Consider the following 20,032-nt stretch of genomic DNA (forward strand, 5'->3'; position numbering starts at 1 on the left):
TGTCTCCGATTCTCATTTTTCTCTCATTATACAAGAAATACCCTATAGAATAGACCTTTTTTTAAGTGTCTATCCTATAGGGTACATTTTACACATCAGCTTGCTTTTTTATTTTGTTCATAAATATTGATTCCCGCTTCATGTAACATCCATTCAATGTGCACACCATATCCGGAAGTTGGGTCATTTACAAATACATGTGTAACTGCACCAATCACTTTTCCATTTTGAACAATTGGGCTTCCGCTCATTCCTTGTACAATACCACCTGTTTTTTCTAATAAACGCTTATCAGTAACCTTTATAACCATTCCTTTTGTAGCTGGAAATTTTTGCGGCACTGCACTTACTATGTCAACATCAAATGATTCTACTTTATCGTTATCAATTACTGTTAATATTTTTGCTGGTCCTTCTTTTACTTGATGAGATAATGCGATTGGCATCGCCTTATCCATTATCCCGTTTTTCACATTTGTATTTAGCTTTCCAAAAATTCCAAATGGACTATTTGTTGTAATATTCCCAATTACTTCATGATCTGGTGAGAATTTCGCTAACTTTTCTCCGGGATTTCCATGGCTTCCTCTTTCAATCGAAGTGACTGTCGAACGCATAATTTGCCCATCTTCCACTTGAATCGGTTTTTTTGTATCATTGTCAGAAATAACATGACCAAGCGCTCCATATTTCATGGAATTTGGGTCGATAAATGTCATCGTTCCAATACCAGCTGCCGAATCACGAATATATAGACCAATGCGATAAGATGATTCCCCACTATCTTTTTGTGGCGTTAGCTTTGTGCGAATATGCTTCCCATCCCTCAATAACACAAGATGAAGCGGTTCACCTGTTTCACCACTACTATGAATAAATGGTGCTACATCGCTCATTCTTTCGATTGTTTTTCCATTAATTGCAGTAATCATATCACCAACTTGTACACCTGCTAGTTCACCTGGTGATACTTTCCCTTTTTCCGTTTGAATTAAATGATGTCCAACAACAAGGACACCTTTCGTATTCAGCTTCACACCGATAGATTGTCCACCTGGAATAACTTTAAAATCTTTTAACACTTTTACGTTTACTTTCTTCACAGGGAAACCAGCCAATTGAAACACCATATCCGCCTCACCATTTTGATGTGAATTCACCATAATCCCCGGCGCTTTTTGTTTAGAACTTACGGTAAACACGTTATGATTGGTAGATGAAGCTTGAAAAACAGGCAGTGATTCTATTTCTGATTGTTCCCCTTCAAAAATAACAAGTTGTTTTGGAAATGAAATAAATGTACGTAATGGTTTAAAACAGACAATAAAAACTAACGAAACAAGGAGACAAATCCCTATTATTTTCCGGAAGTGTTCTAATCTCAATTTATTCACTCTCCTCGCTCCTACCCCACATTCAGCCTCTTCGGCCTCATCTTTTAATCTCTCCTTGCAACGCCCTGTTTATAACCGGAAGAATTAAGAAATCATTATTTGAACAAAAAAGCTATCCATTATTGGATAGCTTCTGCTGCTTGCTTAAAATGATTTGCTTGCGTAAGTAACTCTTTCGCATGTTCCGTAGTTAAATCCGTAATTTCTACACCAGAAATCATACGAGCAATTTCTGTCACTTTATCGTCTGGACTTAGTATTGTGACAGATGTCATTGTCCGATCATTCGCCACTTGCTTTCGGATAAATAAATGTGAATCCGCCATTGAAGCTACTTGAGGTAAATGAGTAATGCAAAGTACTTGTGAATTTACTGATACCCTGTAAATTTTTTCAGCAATCGCTTGTGCAACTCGGCCGCTCACACCTGTATCCACTTCATCAAAAATGACAGATGTGACACCATGATGTTTCGAAAAAATACTCTTTAAAGCTAAAATAATACGAGATAACTCTCCTCCAGAAGCAACTTTTGAAAGTTGTTTCAACGGTTCACCTGGATTTGTGGAAATATAGAACTCCACTTGGTCATATCCATCCACTGTTAATTTGACAGGTATTCCTTCAACGAGTGGATCTTCTATATTTCCTTCTTTTTTTGTTATTCTCACTTCAAATTTTGTTTTTTCCATATATAGTTCTTTCAATTCTTGGTGAATAGCACTTGTTAAGCGCTCTGCAAGTTCATGACGCATATCACTTAACATTGTCGCTTCTTTTAAGATTACACTTTCCAATTCTTTTAACTCTTTTTTAGCCTTTTCAATATGCACATCTTTATTTTCAATCGTAAATATTTCTTGCTCTATTTTATCTGCATACGCTAAAATCTCTTCTACAGTATTGCCATACTTTCTCTTTAGCATACGAATTTCATTTAAACGAGTTTCAATTTCATCTAAACGATTTGGATCATATTCCATCATATCTAATTTTTCTCTTAGCTGATAGGCTACTTCTTCCAGCAAATAATAGCTATTTGCTATTGAATCATGATTTTCTTGATACGATTCATCTAAATGTGCAATACTCTCCATTTGCCCCATTGCATTTCGCACATGATCAAGGCCTTGTCCATCTGCAGTTAATGAACGATAAGCATCACCTAACGCTTTATAAATCTTCTCAAAATTAGAGATTTTCAAGCGCTCCTCTGTTAATTCCTCTTCTTCATCTACCTTTAAATCCGCTTTACGAATTTCTTCATATTGGAATTGAATTAAATCCAATCGGTGAGCCATCTGTTGTTCATTTTCTGTTAAAGCTTTTAATTGTTTCTTCAATTGTTCATACTTTACATATACTTCTTGATATTTTTCTAATTGTTTTACAATTCGATTTCCATCGAAATGATCCAGCATAAAGAGATGCCGTTCTTCATTCATTAAATCTTGTGTCTCATGTTGTCCGTGAATATCAACAAGTGTTTTCCCAATTTCTTTCAATATGCTTAATGTAACAAGTTTACCATTTATGCGACATACACTTTTTCCATTCGCAGCTATGTCGCGTTTTAAAATCATCATGCCATCTTCAATTTCAATATCCAGCTCTTCTGCCTTCGCAATGCACGGGTGCTTATCGTCCTCTATATAAAACAATCCTTCAATTTCTGCTTTCTCTGTTCCATATCGAACAAATTCTGCTGACCCACGACCACCAACAAGCAAGCTAATTGCATCAATAATAATTGATTTTCCAGCTCCTGTTTCACCACTTAATACAGTTAAGCCTTTTTGAAAAGAAATATTTAATGACTCAATAATAGCAAAGTTTCTAATCGATAATTCCGATAACAATGCTTCATTCACCTCGTTATAAACTAATGCCCCATTAAGAGCTTTCATTACGTATTATTTAAATCGTTATCTTCTATATATCACATGTATCATGTATTCTTCTAACATGCTTCATTGTACCAAACATTTGTTTTATGGGTCAATCCGCCTCTTTATGTATACCATTATAAAAACCTTATTTTTCACAATAAAAAATATCTTGTTTACTTTCTCATTTTAGTAAGAAAGTAAACAAGATTCTTTTTTGTTACAGCATATTTAAGAAACGATCCGATACATTACCAGTATCTTCAGGCGTACGACAAATAATTAAGCAAGTGTCATCACCACAAATGGTTCCGATAATCTCGTCCCACTCTAAATGATCAATAAGCGCTCCTAGCGCGTGAGCATTACCAGGTAATGTTTTTAACACAAGCATATGCCCTGCTGTGTCTAATTTCACAAACGAATCAACGAGATTCCGTTTTAATTTTTGTAACGGATTGAAGCGTTGATCTGCTGGTAAGCTATATTTATAGCGACCATCATGTAATGGCACTTTTACTAAGTGCAGTTCTTTAATATCACGTGATACAGTTGCTTGCGTTACATTAAAGCCTTCGTTCCGTAAAATGTCAACTAGTTCATCTTGTGTTTCAATTTCTTTGTTCGCGATAATTTCTCTAATTTTAATATGGCGCTGACCCTTATTCATACATTTGCACCTCACACTATCTCTTACCATAGTTTAAACGTTGATATACTTCACTTATTTATGTTAACGTATAATTGTTTTATTGTACACAATTGTTTTTACAATCATTATACAATTCCAACAAAAAGAGGAACAACATACGTTATTCCTCTTTTCCCTTTTGTTTTAATACTTCATGCGCTTCTGTAACAACTTGCTCGATGGAAATTGGAGAATGGTTTTCACCAGTCTCACGCTCACCATACCATTTTAAATGGATTAAAAATTCAATATTTCCATCTCCACCTGTAATAGGTGAGAATGTCAAGTCTTGTACATCGTATCCTTCTTGTAACGCAAAGTCGACAATCATTTCGACAACAGCTTCATGTACTTTTTTGTCACGAACGATACCTTTTTTTCCAACTTGTTCTCGCCCAGCTTCAAATTGCGGTTTAATTAATGCAACTACATCACCATTTGGCGTAAGCATTGTTTTTAACACCGGCAAAATAAGCTTTAATGATATGAACGAAACGTCGATGCTTGCAAACTGCGGTAATCCACGCTCTAAGTCAGCTGGTGTAACATAACGGAAGTTCGTTCGCTCCATCACAACAACACGTTCATCTTGGCGAAGTTTCCAAGCTAATTGATTGTATCCTACATCCAGAGCATAAGATAACTTTACTCCATTTTGTAGTGCACAATCTGTAAAGCCACCAGTTGATGAACCAATATCAATCATAATTTTATCTTGCAAATCAAGTTGAAATACTTGTAATGCCTTTTCTAATTTATAACCACCGCGGCTTACATAAGGCATAACTTGTCCCTTTATTGTAATCGGTGTATCCTCAGGAATTTTTTCCCCCGGCTTATCGAGCCTCATCTCATTCGCATATACAAGCCCAGCCATAATGGCGCGCTTTGCTTTTTCACGTGTTTCAATCAACCCGCGTTCTACTACTAATACATCTACTCTTTCTTTTTTTACACTCATTTGTTACGCCCTTTTTTGTTTTGATGGAATCATTGTATGGATGCGATCTACAACCGCATCTGTTGTTAACCCAATTTCTTCTAATAATTTCGTCACACTACCGTGCTCGATAAAATAATCTGGAATTCCCATTCGTTCAATCAATGCACTATGATATCCATGTTCAGCAGCAAACTCCATAACTCCTGAACCAAACCCGCCGATTAAACAAGCTTCTTCAATTGTTAAAATCGGTATATTCTTTCCTAAAAGATCATGTAAGTATGCTTCATCCATTGGCTTAATAAAACGAGCATTTACCACCTTTACAGAAACACCAGCTTTTCCAAGACGCTCGGCTGCTTCCATAGCCATTGGAATTGTTGTCCCAAATGTTACAATAGCTGCTTGCGTACCTTCTCTTAATGTTTCCCATGTGCCAATTGGAATTACCTTGAATTCATCATCCATTGGAACACCAAGTCCATTTCCACGCGGATATCGAAGTGCAATCGGTCCATCTTCATATTGCATTGCTGTATATACTAAATGTTGTCCTTCATTCTCATCTTTCGGCATCATAAGGACGATATTGGGTAAGTGGCGTAAAAACGCAATATCAAATACTCCTTGATGCGTTTCTCCATCTGCACCAACTAATCCAGAACGATCAATACCGATGAAAACATTTAAGTTTTGACGACATATATCATGAACAACTTGATCATATGCTCTTTGTAAAAACGTCGAATAGATTGCTAAGAATGGTTTCATTCCTTGTGTTGCCATTCCAGCTGCCATCGTTGTTGCATGTTGCTCGGCAATTCCTACATCAATCATACGATTTGGAAATTCTTGATGAAACTTCTCAAGTTTAGATCCAACAGGCATCGCCGGCGTAATCGCTACGATACGCTCATCCACTCTTGCCAGTTTACGAACCGTTTCACTAACAACAGCGCTCCATGCTGGAGCAACTTCCTTCGGTTTCACAAAGTCTCCCGATTCAATCTTATATGGGCCAGTGCCATGCCAAGTACCGATTACATCGCTTTCAGCAGGTTTATATCCTTTCCCTTTCTTTGTAATCACATGAACAAGTACTGGACCTTTTGTTTTCTTCGCATATTGCAGTGTTTCAAATAGTTTTTCATAATCATGTCCATCAACTGGACCTAAATATGTAAAACCTAATTCCTCAAAAAAAACACCAGATACTAATAAATATTTCAAGCTATCTTTAATCTTTTCAGCCGTCGCTGCAACTTTCCCACCAACTGCTGGAATCTTTTTAAGAATATACTCCAGTTCATCTTTTACCCATTGATATTTACCAGCTGTACGCAAACGACCAAGTACATTATGAAGTGCTCCAACATTCGGTGCGATTGACATTTCATTATCGTTAAGTATCACAATCATATCTGTCTTTTCATGTCCGATATGATTCAGCGCTTCTAGAGCCATTCCTCCAGTTAAAGCACCATCTCCGATAATCGGTATAACATATTCATCTGTTTTCTTTAAATCACGCGCTAAAGCCATTCCCATCGCAGCAGATAATGATGTTGAACTATGACCAGTTTCCCACACATCATGTTCACTTTCACATCGTTTTGGAAAACCACACAATCCTTTATACTGCCTTAATGTACGAAACTCTTTTGCACGCCCTGTTAAAATTTTATGAACATAAGATTGATGTCCGACATCCCATAAAAATTTATCTTTCGGACTATCAAATAATGTATGCAGCGCAATTGTGAGTTCTACTACACCTAAGTTAGGAGCAATATGTCCACCTGTTTGAGAGAGCTCTTCAATTAAAAACTTACGAATATCCTCACTCAATTCCTCTAGTTCGCTGATAGACATATCTTTCAAAAAACTAGGGTTTTGAATTTGCGTTAGATCCACATGGATCACTCACTTTCATTTCATAATCTGTCAACATGTCAAATATTATAAAAAAACTTTACACAATACAAGAAGTTCTTAGCTTTTCCTACTACATTTTATCTTATCTCTACTTACTTTGATACGCCCACTTCTTTGTATGATGAAAAAAAGAGCCGCTCACACAACGTGACAACGGCAATGTAATCTAAATATATTTTTGCCAATAAAAAGAAAAGAAAAACCTTTTTCTACATTTATACCACAAAATGATAAATGACTCAACAAATGAAAACGCTGTTATACTAGTTGTTACGCTTTGCGATAAGATCACAAACAGAGAGCAAGTATGTATCTTGTAATTGCAGGGACATAATTGCATCCTTTGCTTTGGCAATCGTTTCTTCTAATATACTTTTTGCTTCGTCTATCGCAAATAATGTCGTATATGTACTCTTTTCATTAGAAGCATCGCTGCCAATTGGCTTTCCAATTTCTTCTTCCGTTCCTTCCACATCTAAAATATCATCTCTAATTTGAAAGGCAAGGCCAACATATTTTGCAAAGGCAAGTAGCTTTTCCTCTTCTTCTTTTGTTGCACCAGCAAGTATAGCACCAGCAAGTACAGCAAACTCTAATAATCTTCCTGTTTTATGCTTATGAATATACTCTAATTCATTCAGTGTAAGGTGCTTCCCTTCCGCTTCCATATCCGCTACTTGTCCAGCTACCATTCCTTCTGGCCCCGCGGCTTTGGCAAGCTCAAGTGCCAGCCTTAACTTTATTTCACTAGAAATCCCTTCATAATTATACGCTGAAACTACTTGAAACGCATAGGTGAGCAAACCATCGCCGGCTAAAACAGCCATCGCCTCTCCAAATACTTTATGATTGGTTGGCTTCCCGCGTCTTAAGTCATCATCATCCATACATGGCAAATCATCATGAATTAAAGAGTATGTATGAATCATTTCAAGTGCACAAGCTGCACCTATCCCAAGTTCTCGTTCTTTCCCAAACGCATGTAAAGTTGCAAATAAAAGTAACGGGCGGAGACGTTTTCCACCCGCTTCTAATGAATATGTCATCGCATCGCGAAGCACGTTTGGACATTGCAATTCATTCGCGTAACGCGCAAGTTCTTTTTCTATAAACATTTTGCTTTCTATTACAAAAGCATCGAAATCTCCATATGCCACTATGCTTCATCTCCTAAAGCTGTAAATGGCTCAAGCTGTCCATCTTCTCCAAGGATTACTGCCATTTGTTCTTGTACATCTTTCAATTTCTCATCACACAACTTAGACAATTCCATCCCTTCTTTAAAGTATGAAATTGCTTCTTCTAAAGGAACATCGCCTTGTTCAAGCTTGGAAACGAGATGCTCAAGCTGTGAAATCGCCTCTTCAAAGCTCAATTTATTTTCCATTTGATTCACGCTCCTTTACGCTCGATACATTACAATCTAATATACCATCTTGTAATTGCACGGAAACTACATCTCCAGCACTAACATCTTTTACACTTTTCAATACTTGATTCTTCTCGCTATATACAAGTCCATATCCTCTCATCATAACTTTAAGCGGACTTAATGCTTCTAGTTGCTTTGCTATTCTCACAAATGCAAATTCTTTCGTTTGTAACACCGTTTGCATTTCTCGTCGTAATTGTTTTTGCAACGTTTCAATCGCTATCTTTGTTTGTGAAATTCTTTGAGCAGGATGGTGCTTCTCCAAGTAAAATGAGAGCTGCTTTAACTGATTCACTTTTTTCTCCATATAGCGCTCTTTTGCTAAAACAAGTTGCTCAAGAGCTCGATCTAACTGCTCTTCTTTTTGTTCATATATTTGTCTTGGATAACGAAATGCATATGACTTTTGCAACGTTTGTAATCGCTCTTGCCTTTTATGTACTATTTCTCGCATCGCTCTTTGTAAACGAAGTGTTCTTTGCAATACTTTCTCTTGCATTTCAAGAATATTAGGCACAGCTAATTCAGCAGCTGCTGTCGGCGTCGGTGCACGTAAATCTGCAACAAAATCAGCGATTGTAAAATCAGTTTCATGTCCAACAGCAGAGATAATGGGAATCTTACTTGCAAAAATTGCTCGCGCGACTATTTCTTCATTAAAAGCCCATAGCTCCTCAATAGAACCGCCCCCGCGACCAACAATTAATACATCTATATCATTCATCTCATTTGCTGTTTGAATAGCTTGTACAATAGAGGGAGCAGCAAACTCCCCTTGTACAAGTACTGGAAAAACAATCACATTCCCAATTGGATAGCGACGTTTAATCGTCGTTATAATATCACGAATAGCCGCCCCCGTTGGTGATGTAATCACACCTATTGTTTTTGCATATGCAGGAATGGGTTGCTTATAAACGCGAGAAAATAATCCTTCTTCCTCTAGTCGAACCTTTAATTGTTCATAAGCTAAGTGAAGATTCCCCACACCATCAGGTTGCATATCATGAACATAAATTTGATAAGAACCACTTGCTTCATAGACAGAGATTTTCCCTTTTACAAGCACTTTCATTCCATCTTCTGGTCTGAATTTTATATTACGATTATGCCCCGCAAACATAACCGCTGCAATCCTTGCATTTTCATCTTTCAATGTAAAATACATATGGCCACGGCTATGATATTTAAAGTTTGAAATTTCTCCTTTTAACCAAACAGACTGCAAATGCGGATCATACTCTATTTTTGTTTTGATATAACGTGTTAATGCTGTAACGGTTAAATATTGCTTTTCCATTTCTCTCTCCTCATAGCCGCTTCAAATTATTTACAGATAAAACCTGCACGTTTAGCAGATTCAACTGTATTATGAAGAAGCATTGTAATTGTCATCGGACCAACACCTTTTGGCACCGGTGTAATGTAGCCTGCAATATCTAGTACATTTTCAAAGTCAACATCGCCGCATAGTTTTCCTGTCTCTAAGCGATTCACACCAACATCAATGACAACTGCTCCTTCTTTTATATAATCGGCCGTTACCATCTTTGGTCTTCCTACAGCTACAACTAAAATATCAGCTAACTTTGACAATTCTTTTATATTTTTCGTTTTAGAATGACAATACGTAACAGTCGCATTTTCATTTAAAAATAGTTGTCCTACTGGTTTTCCAACGATGTTACTTCTTCCAATGACAACAACATGTTTTCCAGAAATATCAATATTCGTTTCTTTTACTAATTCTAAAATGCCATGTGGCGTACAGGGAAGGAATGTATCTTGTCCTGTCATCATACGCCCAATATTAATGGGATGGAATCCATCTACATCCTTCTTAGGTGAAATTCTTTCAATGATAGCTTTCTCTTCAATATGTTTCGGTAAAGGTAATTGTACTAATATTCCATTGATACGATCATCCTCATTTAAACGATCGATTTCAGCAAGTAAACGCTCTTCAGTAATCGTATCTGGAAATTCGATAAGCTCTGAATAAATCCCCACTTGTTCACAGCCTTTTTGTTTTCCCTTTACATAAGAACGAGAGGCAGGGTCTTCTCCAACTAAAATAACTGCTAATCCTGGTACAATTCCTTGCTCTTTTAACTTCACAACTTCTTCTTTTAATTGTGCTCGTTTTTTCTCCGCAACTTCATTTCCTTTGATAATTACTGCTACCATTTTAAGATTCCCCCTTAAAGAAATTACAGTGTATCTTTTATATTAGATAAAACGCCGTTAATAAAACGACGAGATTCCTCATCCCCGAATGTTTTCGCAATTTCAATTGCTTCATTGATTGTTACATTATGCGGAATTTCTTCCATGTATTTCATTTCATAAACAGCTAAGCGCAAAATACTGCGATCAACGATACTAATACGTTCTAATTTCCATTTTTTTAAATTTTGACGAATTAACTCATCAATTGTTTCTTTATGCTCTACAAAGCCACCAACAAGTGAATCTAAAAATTCATTTGTTTCTTCTCCTTCATCTAGCGTATTCTCTACCGCTACTTTCGGATTTAATTCTCCGGTAATATCCATTTGGTATAATGCTTGCATGGCTCTTTCTCTAGCCGTCCTACGTTTCATTGTAACTCTCCTTTATACTTCAAGTCTTTCTTTATGATTTGTTATATTATTATAATTTATAAGTTCTCAATTTACTTACTTTTGTAGTTTTCATTGATTTTTCAACCTTATAATACAATGATAATAACACAATTTATCGTTTCATACACGGGTTACACAGCTGAAAAATAATAAAAAAATTAACTTCAAGTTCCACATCTTATCATAATGTACGTTTTTTAAGAAAAACATAGCCGTTCTCTTTCAGATTTCATATTTTTAAAAATAATATAATAATTAGAGGAGTTGCTTGGTGAAGAAATGAAACGACAAAAAAGGTGCCTAGTTCATGAGGCACCTTTTCATTCTTACACTGGCTCGATTTCTGTTTGTTGTGTTTCGAATGTTACGCCAACGATGTGAACGTTCACTTCTTTTGGCTCAAGACCAGTCATTGTAAAGAGCGCTTGACGAATGTTGTCTTGAATCTTTTGTGCGACAACTGGAATAGCAACGCCGAAATACATAATAACATAAACATCCACAATGATATCTTCGTTTACTAATTCAACCTTTACACCTTTACCATGATTTTTTTTCCCTAATTTTTCTACAACATCTGTCGCAAAATTCCCGCGCATTGCTGCCACGCCATCTACCTCAGCAGCTGCGATACCCGCAATCACTTCAATTACTTCTGGTGCAATCTCTACTTTTCCAAGACTTGTATCTTGACCCATATCTAACATATGTTCAGCCATAAAAAAACCTCCTTTAAATATATCCCGCATCAACAGGTAGTAAAACCCTCTTCAAAGTTCTTAGAACGAAAGAAAATCATATAGAAGGTTCCCTACCTATAAATGCCCAATTCGTGAAATCTACATGAGTGGAGCAGAACGTTCCACCAATAATCGTTTCACTTTATCACTGCGTCACAAGTTCATGTTCTTCCAAAAACTTTGTATTAAATTCACCTTTTACAAAATCCGGATGATTTAGCAATTGTAAATGGAACGGGATTGTTGTATGTACGCCTTCAATGACAAACTCACTAAGCGCTCGCTTCATCTTTGCAATTGCTTCTTCACGAGTTTTTCCGTGAACGATTAGCTTTGCAATCATCGAATCATAGTAAGGTGGAATTGAATAACCTGGATAAACAGCTGAATCGACGCGAATACCAAGCCCACCTGGCGGTAAATACATTTCAACTTTACCTGGGGATGGCATAAATTTTTTGGCAGGGTTTTCCGCATTAATCCGACATTCAATTGCCCAGCCATTAAATTGTACTTCTTCTTGCTGTAACGATAGCTTTTCTCCAGAAGCAACACGGATTTGTTCTTTAATTAAATCCATTCCTGTCACCATTTCAGTCACAGGATGTTCCACTTGAATTCGTGTGTTCATTTCCATAAAATAAAAGCTTTTCGTTTTATATTCATAAATAAACTCAACCGTACCAGCACCTGTATAATCAACTGCTACTGCCGCTTTCACTGCCGCTTCACCCATTTTTTGACGAATTTCAGCATCCAAAGCAGGTGAAGGGCTTTCTTCTAACAATTTTTGCAAACGGCGCTGAATTGTACAATCACGTTCTCCTAAATGAATGGCATTGCCGTGTGCATCTGCCATTATTTGAATCTCAACATGGCGGAAATCTTCAACGTACTTTTCTAAGTATACACCAGGGTTTCCAAAAGCGGTACTAGCTTCTTGCTGTGTAATTTGAATTCCCTTTACAAGCTCCTCTTCATGGCGAGCAACACGAATTCCTTTTCCTCCACCACCAGCTGTCGCTTTAATAATAACAGGATATCCAATTTCATTTGCAAGTTCGATCGCTTCTTCTATGTTTTTAATAATACCTTGTGAACCCGGTACAATCGGAACCCCTGCTTCTTTCATTGTATCACGAGCAACGTCTTTTGTACCCATCTTTGAAATCGCTTCTGGGCTCGGCCCAATAAAGATTAAATTACACTCACGGCATAGTTCAGCAAAATCAGCATTTTCAGCTAAAAATCCATAGCCCGGATGAATTGCATCACATCCCGTTAACTTAGCAACACTAATAATATTTGTCAAATTCAAATAACTTTCTTTTGACATCGTTGGTCCAACACAATATGCCTCATCAGCTATCTGTACATGAAGTGATTCTTTATCTGCTTCTGAATAAATAGCAACTGTTTCAATATCCATCTCTTTACATGCACGAATAATGCGCACTGCAATTTCCCCACGATTGGCTATCAATACTTTTTTTATCATTACAAAGACTCCCTTATTACGCTTTTACAAGAAATAGCGGTTGTCCATATTCAACAAGTTGTCCGTTATTAACAAGAATTTCAACAATTTCGCCCTCTACATCTGCCTCAATCTCATTAAATAACTTCATCGCTTCTACAATACATACAACAGAATCTTTTGATACGCGATCTCCAACCATTACATATGGAGGTGCATCAGGTGAAGAAGAAGCATAAAATGTCCCTACCATAGGCGATGTAATTTTATGTAGATTCTCATCTTTAACAACTTCCTTCTCTTCCTGCTTCGGAACTTTTACCTGCGCTGCTGCCGCTGTTGTTTCTACTTCTACAGCTGGAGCCGCTGCTTGCATAACTGCTGGTGCTTGCCCTACCACTACTTCGTGACCGCGTTTTTTCATTTTAATTGTTGTACCATCTTTTTTGTATTCAAATTCATCAATATTAGAGCTATCAATTAATTTAATTAATTCACGAACTTCCTGAATTTTAAACATATAAAACCCACTCCCATACTCTTGTTTGTCTCGTTTTTACAGTCGTCCTATGAGAAATAAGCGATTCGCTGTAAAAATACGATGCATTCTACTGGAAACATTCTCTTTCAAAATGTACCAATAGAAAGATTGACTAGTTCCATCTTACGATAAATATTTTCAACATTCCAACTTATATTTCTTTATTATAAGTCGAAACTCCTGTAAAAATATAATTTCATTTAATATTTTATCACCTAGTAATAATACCAAGTTTCACATGAAATTGGCAAGACCACTTCAAAAAAAAGGCTGTTTTCTTATCTATAAAAGAATGAAATGACATAATGTTTCCCATATGAATCGTATTTATAAATGTACGAAAATATATTTTACTAAATATTATTTTTTCGTTTACAAACCATTTAGTCTTCCTCCATATAAAAATAGTATGTTCAAAGGGAACGAAAATATTGTGTAGCGAGGTGCCGAAATATGATTTGGCTCATTCTATTTCTACCGGCTGTAACCGTTTGGGTCATTGTTACTTTTGTTCATATCAAATCTGTGGAAAGCAACCATCATTACCACGAACCTATTATTTTCCACTCTCAACGTATCCCTCCGTTTCGGATTGAAGAAGACCATACGAATGAAATGGAAAAAAGCTATCGAAAACGATAGCTTTTTTCCATTTCTCTCTGCCTTACCATCCACCTTTGATTACTTAACAGGATCAAACTTTACACCTACATCCTTCGCTCCAGCTTCACTTCGTACAAGTTGAATAATTTTATTTGCTTCTTTTTTCGAATGCTTTGCCGCTTTCACTGTTACTTTAATATCAGTTCCATCTGCTCTTACAAGGGCATCTTTATAACCCCCTTGCGATTTAATAACTGTTTCCAATAAGCTTTCCTTTGTCTCCATTGTAGTAATTGCATCAAAACTATCTTTCGCTTTGCTCTTTTCCTCTGCAGAAGATTTCGATGAATTAATTACATTTTGTAATTTTTCTTTCTCAGCACTACGCTGGTCTTCCATTTGCATACGAAGAGCTGTAAAATTCTCATCATTCGATTCAACAGTTACATTTCCTTCCTGTTTACTCGTTTCTTTATTACCACTATCTTTTTTCTCTGTTTCTTTACCCTCAGTTTCTTTTTTCTCTGTTTCTTGATTTGTCGTTTCTTTCGTTCCTTCTTTTTCAGCGTTTTGCTTTTCTTGTCCAATTTTTTCACTTGCTGTTGGTGTTACATTATTCATTTTCTCTGGTGTTGTTACATAATAAACAGATAAAACAACAACTAGACTTAACATCGTCAATAACCAAACTGTTTGTTTTTTCAACATTTCACTTCCCCCTTAACCTTTTTTTGGTAACACAGCAACGCGGTGTGCTGGAACATCTAACATGCGCGTTACTGCTTCTTTTACCATTGATTTAATTTGTATATTATCCACTCCCTTTGCCACGACAAGAACACCGCGTACTTTCGGCTTTTCTGTGCGCAAAACAATAGGAGTTTCTTTATCCCCTTCACGGATAATCACTGTTTTCTCGTCTGTTGACTCGTCCTCCACCTCTCTTTTCCCTCCCGTTTTATCTGTTTCTCCGGTTGTTTGGGATCGTTTTACAATATTTTTTTCGAGTATTTTTTGTTCAGAGGAGTCAAGATTCACTTCAATTGATACTTCTTTTACACCTGTAATATCTTCTAACGAAGACTTTAATTCTTGTTCATATGCTTTTTCATATTTTTCTACCACAGACATACTATCGTTATTCTTTTGTCCAAAAGTAGGTACATCTTTCTCTGTCTTTTGACTTGTCTGTTCTTTAAAAACTGGCACTTCTTCTTTCTTCGGTTGAAAGAAATTACTAGAGAACATAAGCAAGATTCCAAGTATAAGTAGGACAAGCAAAAATTTTGGTGTTACCTTTTTTCCCTTCTCCCTATCTTCTTTCTCCTCTCCCTTAAATAAGTTGCGAAAAAATGAGAACTTTGTCCCCTTATCGTTTTTGTCCATTTCCTCTACCTGTCCCTCCTTCCATTTGAACTTGGATTTGTTTATCCTCTAGCTGCCATTTGCTTGAAAAGAACTCCTTCATTTCTACATTCATTTCTTCCGTTGTTTGCTTCGGTTCTTTCGTATTGATTTCAATTGGTTTTACAGTTTCAATTGCATCATTTTTCTTCGGTTCTCTTTCTTTCAATGTTACAATAACAGACTCAATATCTTTTGCCGTTCTTACTTCTTCCTTTGTTTCTAGCGCAACTACCTCTATATTAGATACTGTCATACCATACTTTTTCTCAAACTCTTTACCGATTTCTTTTTTCATTTTGACAGCCATCTCTTCTAAACTATATGCACGTGTAAGGGCTTGTATTTCTTTTTTCTTTGCATCAATAGAATTTTTTATAGAATGATCTGTTGCATATTTTTCTGAATTAAAATTAGCAATTACCTCATTTACATCTGTTTGTAATAGCTTGAATAACGGAGTCAACATCAACACGACTAATAGTAGACTTACAACAAATTTTACATATTTCTGTAAATTAGAATTAGGAAGTAACAAATGAAGCATCGTCGCTAAAAGCAAGAATACAATAATGTTTCGAATCCATTCCGTAACAAATTGCATATTCCTCACCTCCTAGCGCATCATGAGGGTAATATTCCCTGCGGCAATCATAATTGTAATGCTAAGGAAGAACATAAAAGATACGATTGCTAGACAAGCAAACACATAAATAATGCTTCGTCCTATAATATCCAAACATTGAATGATTGCTCCCCCGCCAACTGGCTGTAAAACAGCGGCTGCAAATTTATAAATAAAGGCGATACAAAAGATTTGAATAGCTGGAAATGCTACGATTAAACATAAAATAACAAGCCCAATCATCCCTACTGTATTCTTAAGTAGTCCAGATGCACTAATAACAGTATCTGCAGCTTCTGTAAACATTCTGCCTACGACTGGTATAAAGTTTCCTGTGACAAACTTCGCTGTTTTTACAGCAATACCGTCAGCAACTGCTGTTGCTGTTCCTTGTACTGATAAAACTCCAAGAAAAACTGTTAAAAATATTCCGATAATCCCCACGCTGACTTTCTGTAAAAGTTTAGACAGTTTCGTAACTTTATATTGATCACTCATCGTACTTACGATACTTAAAATTGTTGCAAGCAACAAAAGTGGAAGAACGATATAATTCATAAGTAAACCGCTTGTATTCATTAAGAAAACGATAATAGGATGAAAGAATGATACAGATACAACACCGCCTCCAGTCGCTATTAAAGCCAACAAAATTGGAAGCAATGCCAATATGAAATCTACCATCGTTTGAATGGTTTCTCTTGCATAAGTCATGACTACATAAAAGCTATTTAACGCAAAAATAATGAGCACCATGTATACAACAGCATCTGCAATTTTACTAATGCTACTTTTTGCAAAAGCGGATTGCAAAGATTGTAATAGTGCACTAAAGATTGTGAGCATAATAAGAGTCCCAAGTAATTTTCCATTTGCAACAAGCTCATGGAACAAATATTTGAGTAAACCTATCATCCACTCCTTTATCGAAAATTCTTTTTCTCCTTTCACAAATTCCATAAAACTTCCCTTTTGACTTTCTGGTAAATAACCGTCATATTTAGTAATCAGCCCATCCCAAAACTGCTTCACATCCTCAATTCCAAGTTTGTCCAATTGCTGATCAACGACGTTTTGTTCTATGGGAGAAGCTTGTACGACAATTGGTAAAGAAAAGAAAAGGAAGCAAGCAAATAACAGCTTAGCTCCAAACTTCCGCAACATCTACTCCCCCTTATCCCGTAGGTAAAAAGCCAAGAATGGTTTCAATTACAACTGTTAAAATCGGAATGGCCATAACAAGTATTAATATTTTCCCGGCTAATTCGATTTTAGAAGCGATTGCTCCTTGCCCTGCATCTTTTGTAATTTGCGCCCCAAATTCAGCAATATAAGCAATGCCAATAATCTTTAATAGTGTTTCTACATAGACATTGCTCACCTTTGCTTCACTGGCAATTCGCTCAATCATTTTTAAAATAGAATGAATTTGATCGATTAATAGAAGAAACATTACACTACCAATAAAGACAATAAATAATGATGTAATGCTAGACTTATGTTGATTTAATATAGCCGCTAAAAAAGTTGCAACGAGGCCTAATCCGACAATTTGAATAATTTCGATGCGAATCGCCTCCTTTACTGGAAGAGAAAGACACTTTTAATCTTGTCGAATAATGTATTGATTAGAAATGCTACGTGGAATAAAATGACTACAAAACCGACAAGAATGACCCAATTTGCAATATCTTCCCGCTTTAATTCTTTTAATACCGTATGAATGAAAGCTAATATAATGCCAATTCCGGCGATTTGAAATATTAACCCTACGTCAATGGACATCGCCTTTCTCCCCCCTTTATAGCAGTAAAATCACAATAAGTAGCCCTGCTAATACCCCTAGGCTTTTAATCATTTTTTCATATTGCTGCTGCAATGCTTTCGCTTCTCCTTCCTCTCTTTCTAAATGTGTAATGCATAACCGAATATGTTTTTGTTGCGACTCTCGGTCATGCTGCCCTAACGTTTCACCAAATTGTTGCAAAATCTCATATTCAGCTTGTTTAAGAGATGTGAGCGCCCAATTTTCTTTTAAACTATCAAGCCAGGACTCTCTAACAGTTTGTTCACCGTTTTCAAGCCGCTTTGAAAAGCTTTGAAATATCCAATTTAATGGTTTCGGCATTTGTTTGACTAAACGTTCTGCCGCTTCTGATAAAGGGGTATGTCCATACATAATTTCAGCCTCTAATGATTGAAGGGCTGCTTTTAAAAGCCGTAATTGGCGCGGACGCTCACTATATCTCTTCGCATGTGAAAATCCAAAAAAAGTCGTTACTGCTACAATTAACACCGCACCAAATATTTTTATCATACGTTTTGAACCTTCTTTCGCCTTTGAATCGGTTTCCCTTCTCTATCCTTCACTTGCACTACAGTACCAGGCCCTTTTGCTTTTGAGAGTTCAATAAAACGCTCAAACACTCCAAATTCCATTACTGCTTTTAAAGATGGACGCTTTCGTATATCATCGAAAGAAAATCCATGTGCACTTATGAACAGTTGTACCCCTGCATGAACAGCCTCCATAATGGCTTCGCTATCTTCCATGCGCCCGATTTCATCAACAATTAATATATCTGGACTCATAGAACGAATCATCATCATCATTCCTTCTGCTTTCGGACACGCATCAAGCACATCAACACGTGGGCCGAATTCATATTGCGGAATCCCTTTTACACAACCTGCAATTTCTGATCTCTCATCCACAATGCCAACTTTACAAGAAGGGATGTTCGCAAAGCCCACTCCTTGACTCATACAGCGTGCTACGTCTCTAAGAAGCGTTGTTTTCCCCGTTTGTGGAGGTCCAATTACCATCGTATTTAACCAACGTGATTCGTATAAATAGGATAAAAGCGGTTCAGCTATTCCCATTTTTTGACGAGCAATCCGAATATTAAAAGATGACACATCACGAATCATCTTGACCGCACTTTTCTCCGTAATCACTTTCCCTGCGAGACCAATTCTATGCCCACCACGCAGCGTAACATAGCCACGCTTTAATTCTTCCTCTATCGTATAAATAGAAAATTGACTCAGTTTATTTAAAAGGTGCATAGCATCTTCCGGTGTAACTATATATTCATGAAAGAATACTTTTCCATGTGCAATACATTCAAGCGGTCTCCCAATTCGAACGCGAATTTCTTCTAACGCGTTATATTCCTTACATCCTTCAATTAACTCCCTCATCATTTTTGGTAAAACCTCTAATACTTCTTTCATCGCCTTCTCTCCACTCTAATTGACTTTCTATTTCAACACTGCGATAAAAATGCAAGCAACCCCAAGAGTCAGAAAAAAAAGCTTTAAAAAAGAGATTTCACTTGCGACACTTGCAATGCCAATTGTCATTGTCAAAATTAATACAGTAGGCCCAACAAATGCCAACATACCATTTATAAACAAGGCCTTTTTCGCATCATTTACATAAAGCATAAGCAAAGCGGCGCATATTTCCACGCTTCCAGAAAACACCCGAAGTAATCCCATAACAAGCACAGAAGTTTCTATTGCCGCTAGCCATTGTTTCATTCTTTCACCTTCTCTCCTCACAACGACTCTTTCGTTTGCTAAAAATGCTAATTTGAAAAAGAATATATTTGTACAACCATATGCAGTGGTTGTCTATTTCAGAAGTAAAAACATATTTTTTTGCATAACGTAACGAAATTTTCTGAATATTAAATTAAATCATGTTATACTTACGATTAGAAAGGAGTAAA

General features: G+C 36.6%; 23 protein-coding genes. 1 reads left to right on the forward strand and 22 read right to left on the reverse strand.

Annotation, left to right across the window (positions count from 1 at the left end; all coding sequences use genetic code 11):
• Positions 1–95: 95 nt before the first annotated feature.
• The 13 genes from spoIVB to accB form a co-directional block, all read right to left on the reverse strand.
• A complete protein-coding gene (gene spoIVB, locus MR056_RS18720; protein ID WP_012095326.1) occupies positions 96–1,394 on the reverse strand; it encodes a SpoIVB peptidase in 1,299 nt (432 codons plus the stop codon).
• A 119-nt stretch (positions 1,395–1,513) separates the two neighbouring features.
• Positions 1,514–3,253: a DNA repair protein RecN gene (recN, locus tag MR056_RS18725; protein WP_087099121.1), complete on the reverse strand. Its 1,740-nt coding sequence runs from the start codon at positions 3,251–3,253 to the stop codon at positions 1,514–1,516.
• A gap of 247 nt (positions 3,254–3,500) precedes the next feature.
• A complete protein-coding gene (gene argR / locus MR056_RS18730; RefSeq protein WP_012095328.1) occupies positions 3,501–3,950 on the reverse strand; it encodes an arginine repressor ArgR in 450 nt (149 codons plus the stop codon).
• 142 nt (positions 3,951–4,092) lie between these two features.
• Positions 4,093–4,932: a TlyA family RNA methyltransferase gene (locus tag MR056_RS18735; RefSeq protein ID WP_012095329.1), complete on the reverse strand. Its 840-nt coding sequence runs from the start codon at positions 4,930–4,932 to the stop codon at positions 4,093–4,095.
• Positions 4,933–4,935: 3 nt separating this feature from the next.
• Positions 4,936–6,828, reverse strand: a complete 1,893-nt coding sequence (dxs, locus tag MR056_RS18740; protein ID WP_012095330.1) for a 1-deoxy-D-xylulose-5-phosphate synthase — start codon at positions 6,826–6,828, stop codon at positions 4,936–4,938.
• 284 nt (positions 6,829–7,112) lie between these two features.
• Positions 7,113–7,964 carry a polyprenyl synthetase family protein gene (locus MR056_RS18745; protein ID WP_087095437.1) on the reverse strand — a complete coding sequence of 284 codons (852 nt, stop codon included), beginning with the start codon at positions 7,962–7,964 and terminating at the stop codon, positions 7,113–7,115.
• Between the two features lie 41 nt (positions 7,965–8,005).
• A complete protein-coding gene (gene xseB, locus MR056_RS18750; RefSeq protein ID WP_012095332.1) occupies positions 8,006–8,236 on the reverse strand; it encodes an exodeoxyribonuclease VII small subunit in 231 nt (76 codons plus the stop codon).
• Complete coding sequence (gene xseA / locus MR056_RS18755) at positions 8,226–9,581, reverse strand: exodeoxyribonuclease VII large subunit (RefSeq protein ID WP_012095333.1); 1,356 nt, start codon at positions 9,579–9,581, stop codon at positions 8,226–8,228. The genes xseB and xseA overlap by 11 nt, the downstream gene beginning before the upstream one ends.
• A gap of 26 nt (positions 9,582–9,607) precedes the next feature.
• Positions 9,608–10,468 (reverse strand): bifunctional methylenetetrahydrofolate dehydrogenase/methenyltetrahydrofolate cyclohydrolase FolD, encoded by an 861-nt coding sequence (folD, locus tag MR056_RS18760; RefSeq protein WP_048723599.1) that lies wholly within the window; start codon positions 10,466–10,468, stop codon positions 9,608–9,610.
• 23 nt (positions 10,469–10,491) lie between these two features.
• Positions 10,492–10,884: a N utilization substance protein NusB gene (nusB, locus tag MR056_RS18765; protein WP_012095335.1), complete on the reverse strand. Its 393-nt coding sequence runs from the start codon at positions 10,882–10,884 to the stop codon at positions 10,492–10,494.
• A gap of 347 nt (positions 10,885–11,231) precedes the next feature.
• Entirely contained in the window at positions 11,232–11,624 is a 393-nt protein-coding gene (locus tag MR056_RS18770; RefSeq protein WP_012095336.1) for an Asp23/Gls24 family envelope stress response protein, read from the reverse strand.
• Positions 11,625–11,790: 166 nt separating this feature from the next.
• Positions 11,791–13,143 carry an acetyl-CoA carboxylase biotin carboxylase subunit gene (gene accC, locus MR056_RS18775; protein WP_012095337.1) on the reverse strand — a complete coding sequence of 451 codons (1,353 nt, stop codon included), beginning with the start codon at positions 13,141–13,143 and terminating at the stop codon, positions 11,791–11,793.
• A 16-nt stretch (positions 13,144–13,159) separates the two neighbouring features.
• On the reverse strand, positions 13,160–13,642 hold the full coding sequence (accB, locus tag MR056_RS18780; RefSeq protein WP_087099103.1) for an acetyl-CoA carboxylase biotin carboxyl carrier protein: 483 nt from the start codon (positions 13,640–13,642) through the stop codon (positions 13,160–13,162).
• Between the two features lie 474 nt (positions 13,643–14,116).
• On the opposite strand from accB, the gene MR056_RS18785 reads away from it, so the two are divergent.
• On the forward strand, positions 14,117–14,305 hold the full coding sequence (locus tag MR056_RS18785) for a hypothetical protein (protein WP_041810004.1): 189 nt from the start codon (positions 14,117–14,119) through the stop codon (positions 14,303–14,305).
• 39 nt (positions 14,306–14,344) lie between these two features.
• On the opposite strand, the gene MR056_RS18790 is transcribed toward MR056_RS18785, so the two are convergent.
• The 9 genes from MR056_RS18790 to MR056_RS18830 are packed head-to-tail and all read right to left on the reverse strand — an operon-like array spanning position 14,345 to position 19,841.
• Positions 14,345–14,974: a SpoIIIAH-like family protein gene (locus MR056_RS18790; protein WP_242136636.1), complete on the reverse strand. Its 630-nt coding sequence runs from the start codon at positions 14,972–14,974 to the stop codon at positions 14,345–14,347.
• Positions 14,975–14,986: 12 nt separating this feature from the next.
• Complete coding sequence (gene spoIIIAG / locus MR056_RS18795) at positions 14,987–15,652, reverse strand: stage III sporulation protein AG (protein WP_012095340.1); 666 nt, start codon at positions 15,650–15,652, stop codon at positions 14,987–14,989.
• Positions 15,636–16,274, reverse strand: a complete 639-nt coding sequence (spoIIIAF, locus tag MR056_RS18800; RefSeq protein ID WP_012095341.1) for a stage III sporulation protein AF — start codon at positions 16,272–16,274, stop codon at positions 15,636–15,638. Before spoIIIAF ends, spoIIIAG begins: the two co-directional genes overlap by 17 nt.
• Before the next feature lie 12 nt (positions 16,275–16,286).
• Positions 16,287–17,459 (reverse strand): stage III sporulation protein AE, encoded by a 1,173-nt coding sequence (gene spoIIIAE, locus MR056_RS18805; RefSeq protein ID WP_012095342.1) that lies wholly within the window; start codon positions 17,457–17,459, stop codon positions 16,287–16,289.
• 10 nt (positions 17,460–17,469) lie between these two features.
• Complete coding sequence (gene spoIIIAD / locus MR056_RS18810; RefSeq protein WP_256941505.1) at positions 17,470–17,868, reverse strand: stage III sporulation protein AD; 399 nt, start codon at positions 17,866–17,868, stop codon at positions 17,470–17,472.
• An 8-nt stretch (positions 17,869–17,876) separates the two neighbouring features.
• Positions 17,877–18,080: a stage III sporulation protein AC gene (gene spoIIIAC / locus MR056_RS18815; protein ID WP_012095344.1), complete on the reverse strand. Its 204-nt coding sequence runs from the start codon at positions 18,078–18,080 to the stop codon at positions 17,877–17,879.
• 16 nt (positions 18,081–18,096) lie between these two features.
• Positions 18,097–18,612, reverse strand: a complete 516-nt coding sequence (gene spoIIIAB / locus MR056_RS18820; protein WP_012095345.1) for a stage III sporulation protein SpoIIIAB — start codon at positions 18,610–18,612, stop codon at positions 18,097–18,099.
• Positions 18,609–19,532, reverse strand: coding sequence for a stage III sporulation protein AA (gene spoIIIAA / locus MR056_RS18825; RefSeq protein WP_012095346.1), 924 nt, complete (start codon positions 19,530–19,532; stop codon positions 18,609–18,611). The genes spoIIIAB and spoIIIAA overlap by 4 nt, the downstream gene beginning before the upstream one ends.
• Before the next feature lie 27 nt (positions 19,533–19,559).
• Entirely contained in the window at positions 19,560–19,841 is a 282-nt protein-coding gene (locus tag MR056_RS18830) for a YqhV family protein (protein WP_012095347.1), read from the reverse strand.
• Between the last annotated feature and the right edge of the window lie 191 nt (positions 19,842–20,032).

It is taken from the genome of Bacillus cereus group sp. BfR-BA-01360 (assembly GCF_022663595.1).
Lineage (GTDB): Bacteria > Bacillota > Bacilli > Bacillales > Bacillaceae_G > Bacillus_A > Bacillus_A cytotoxicus.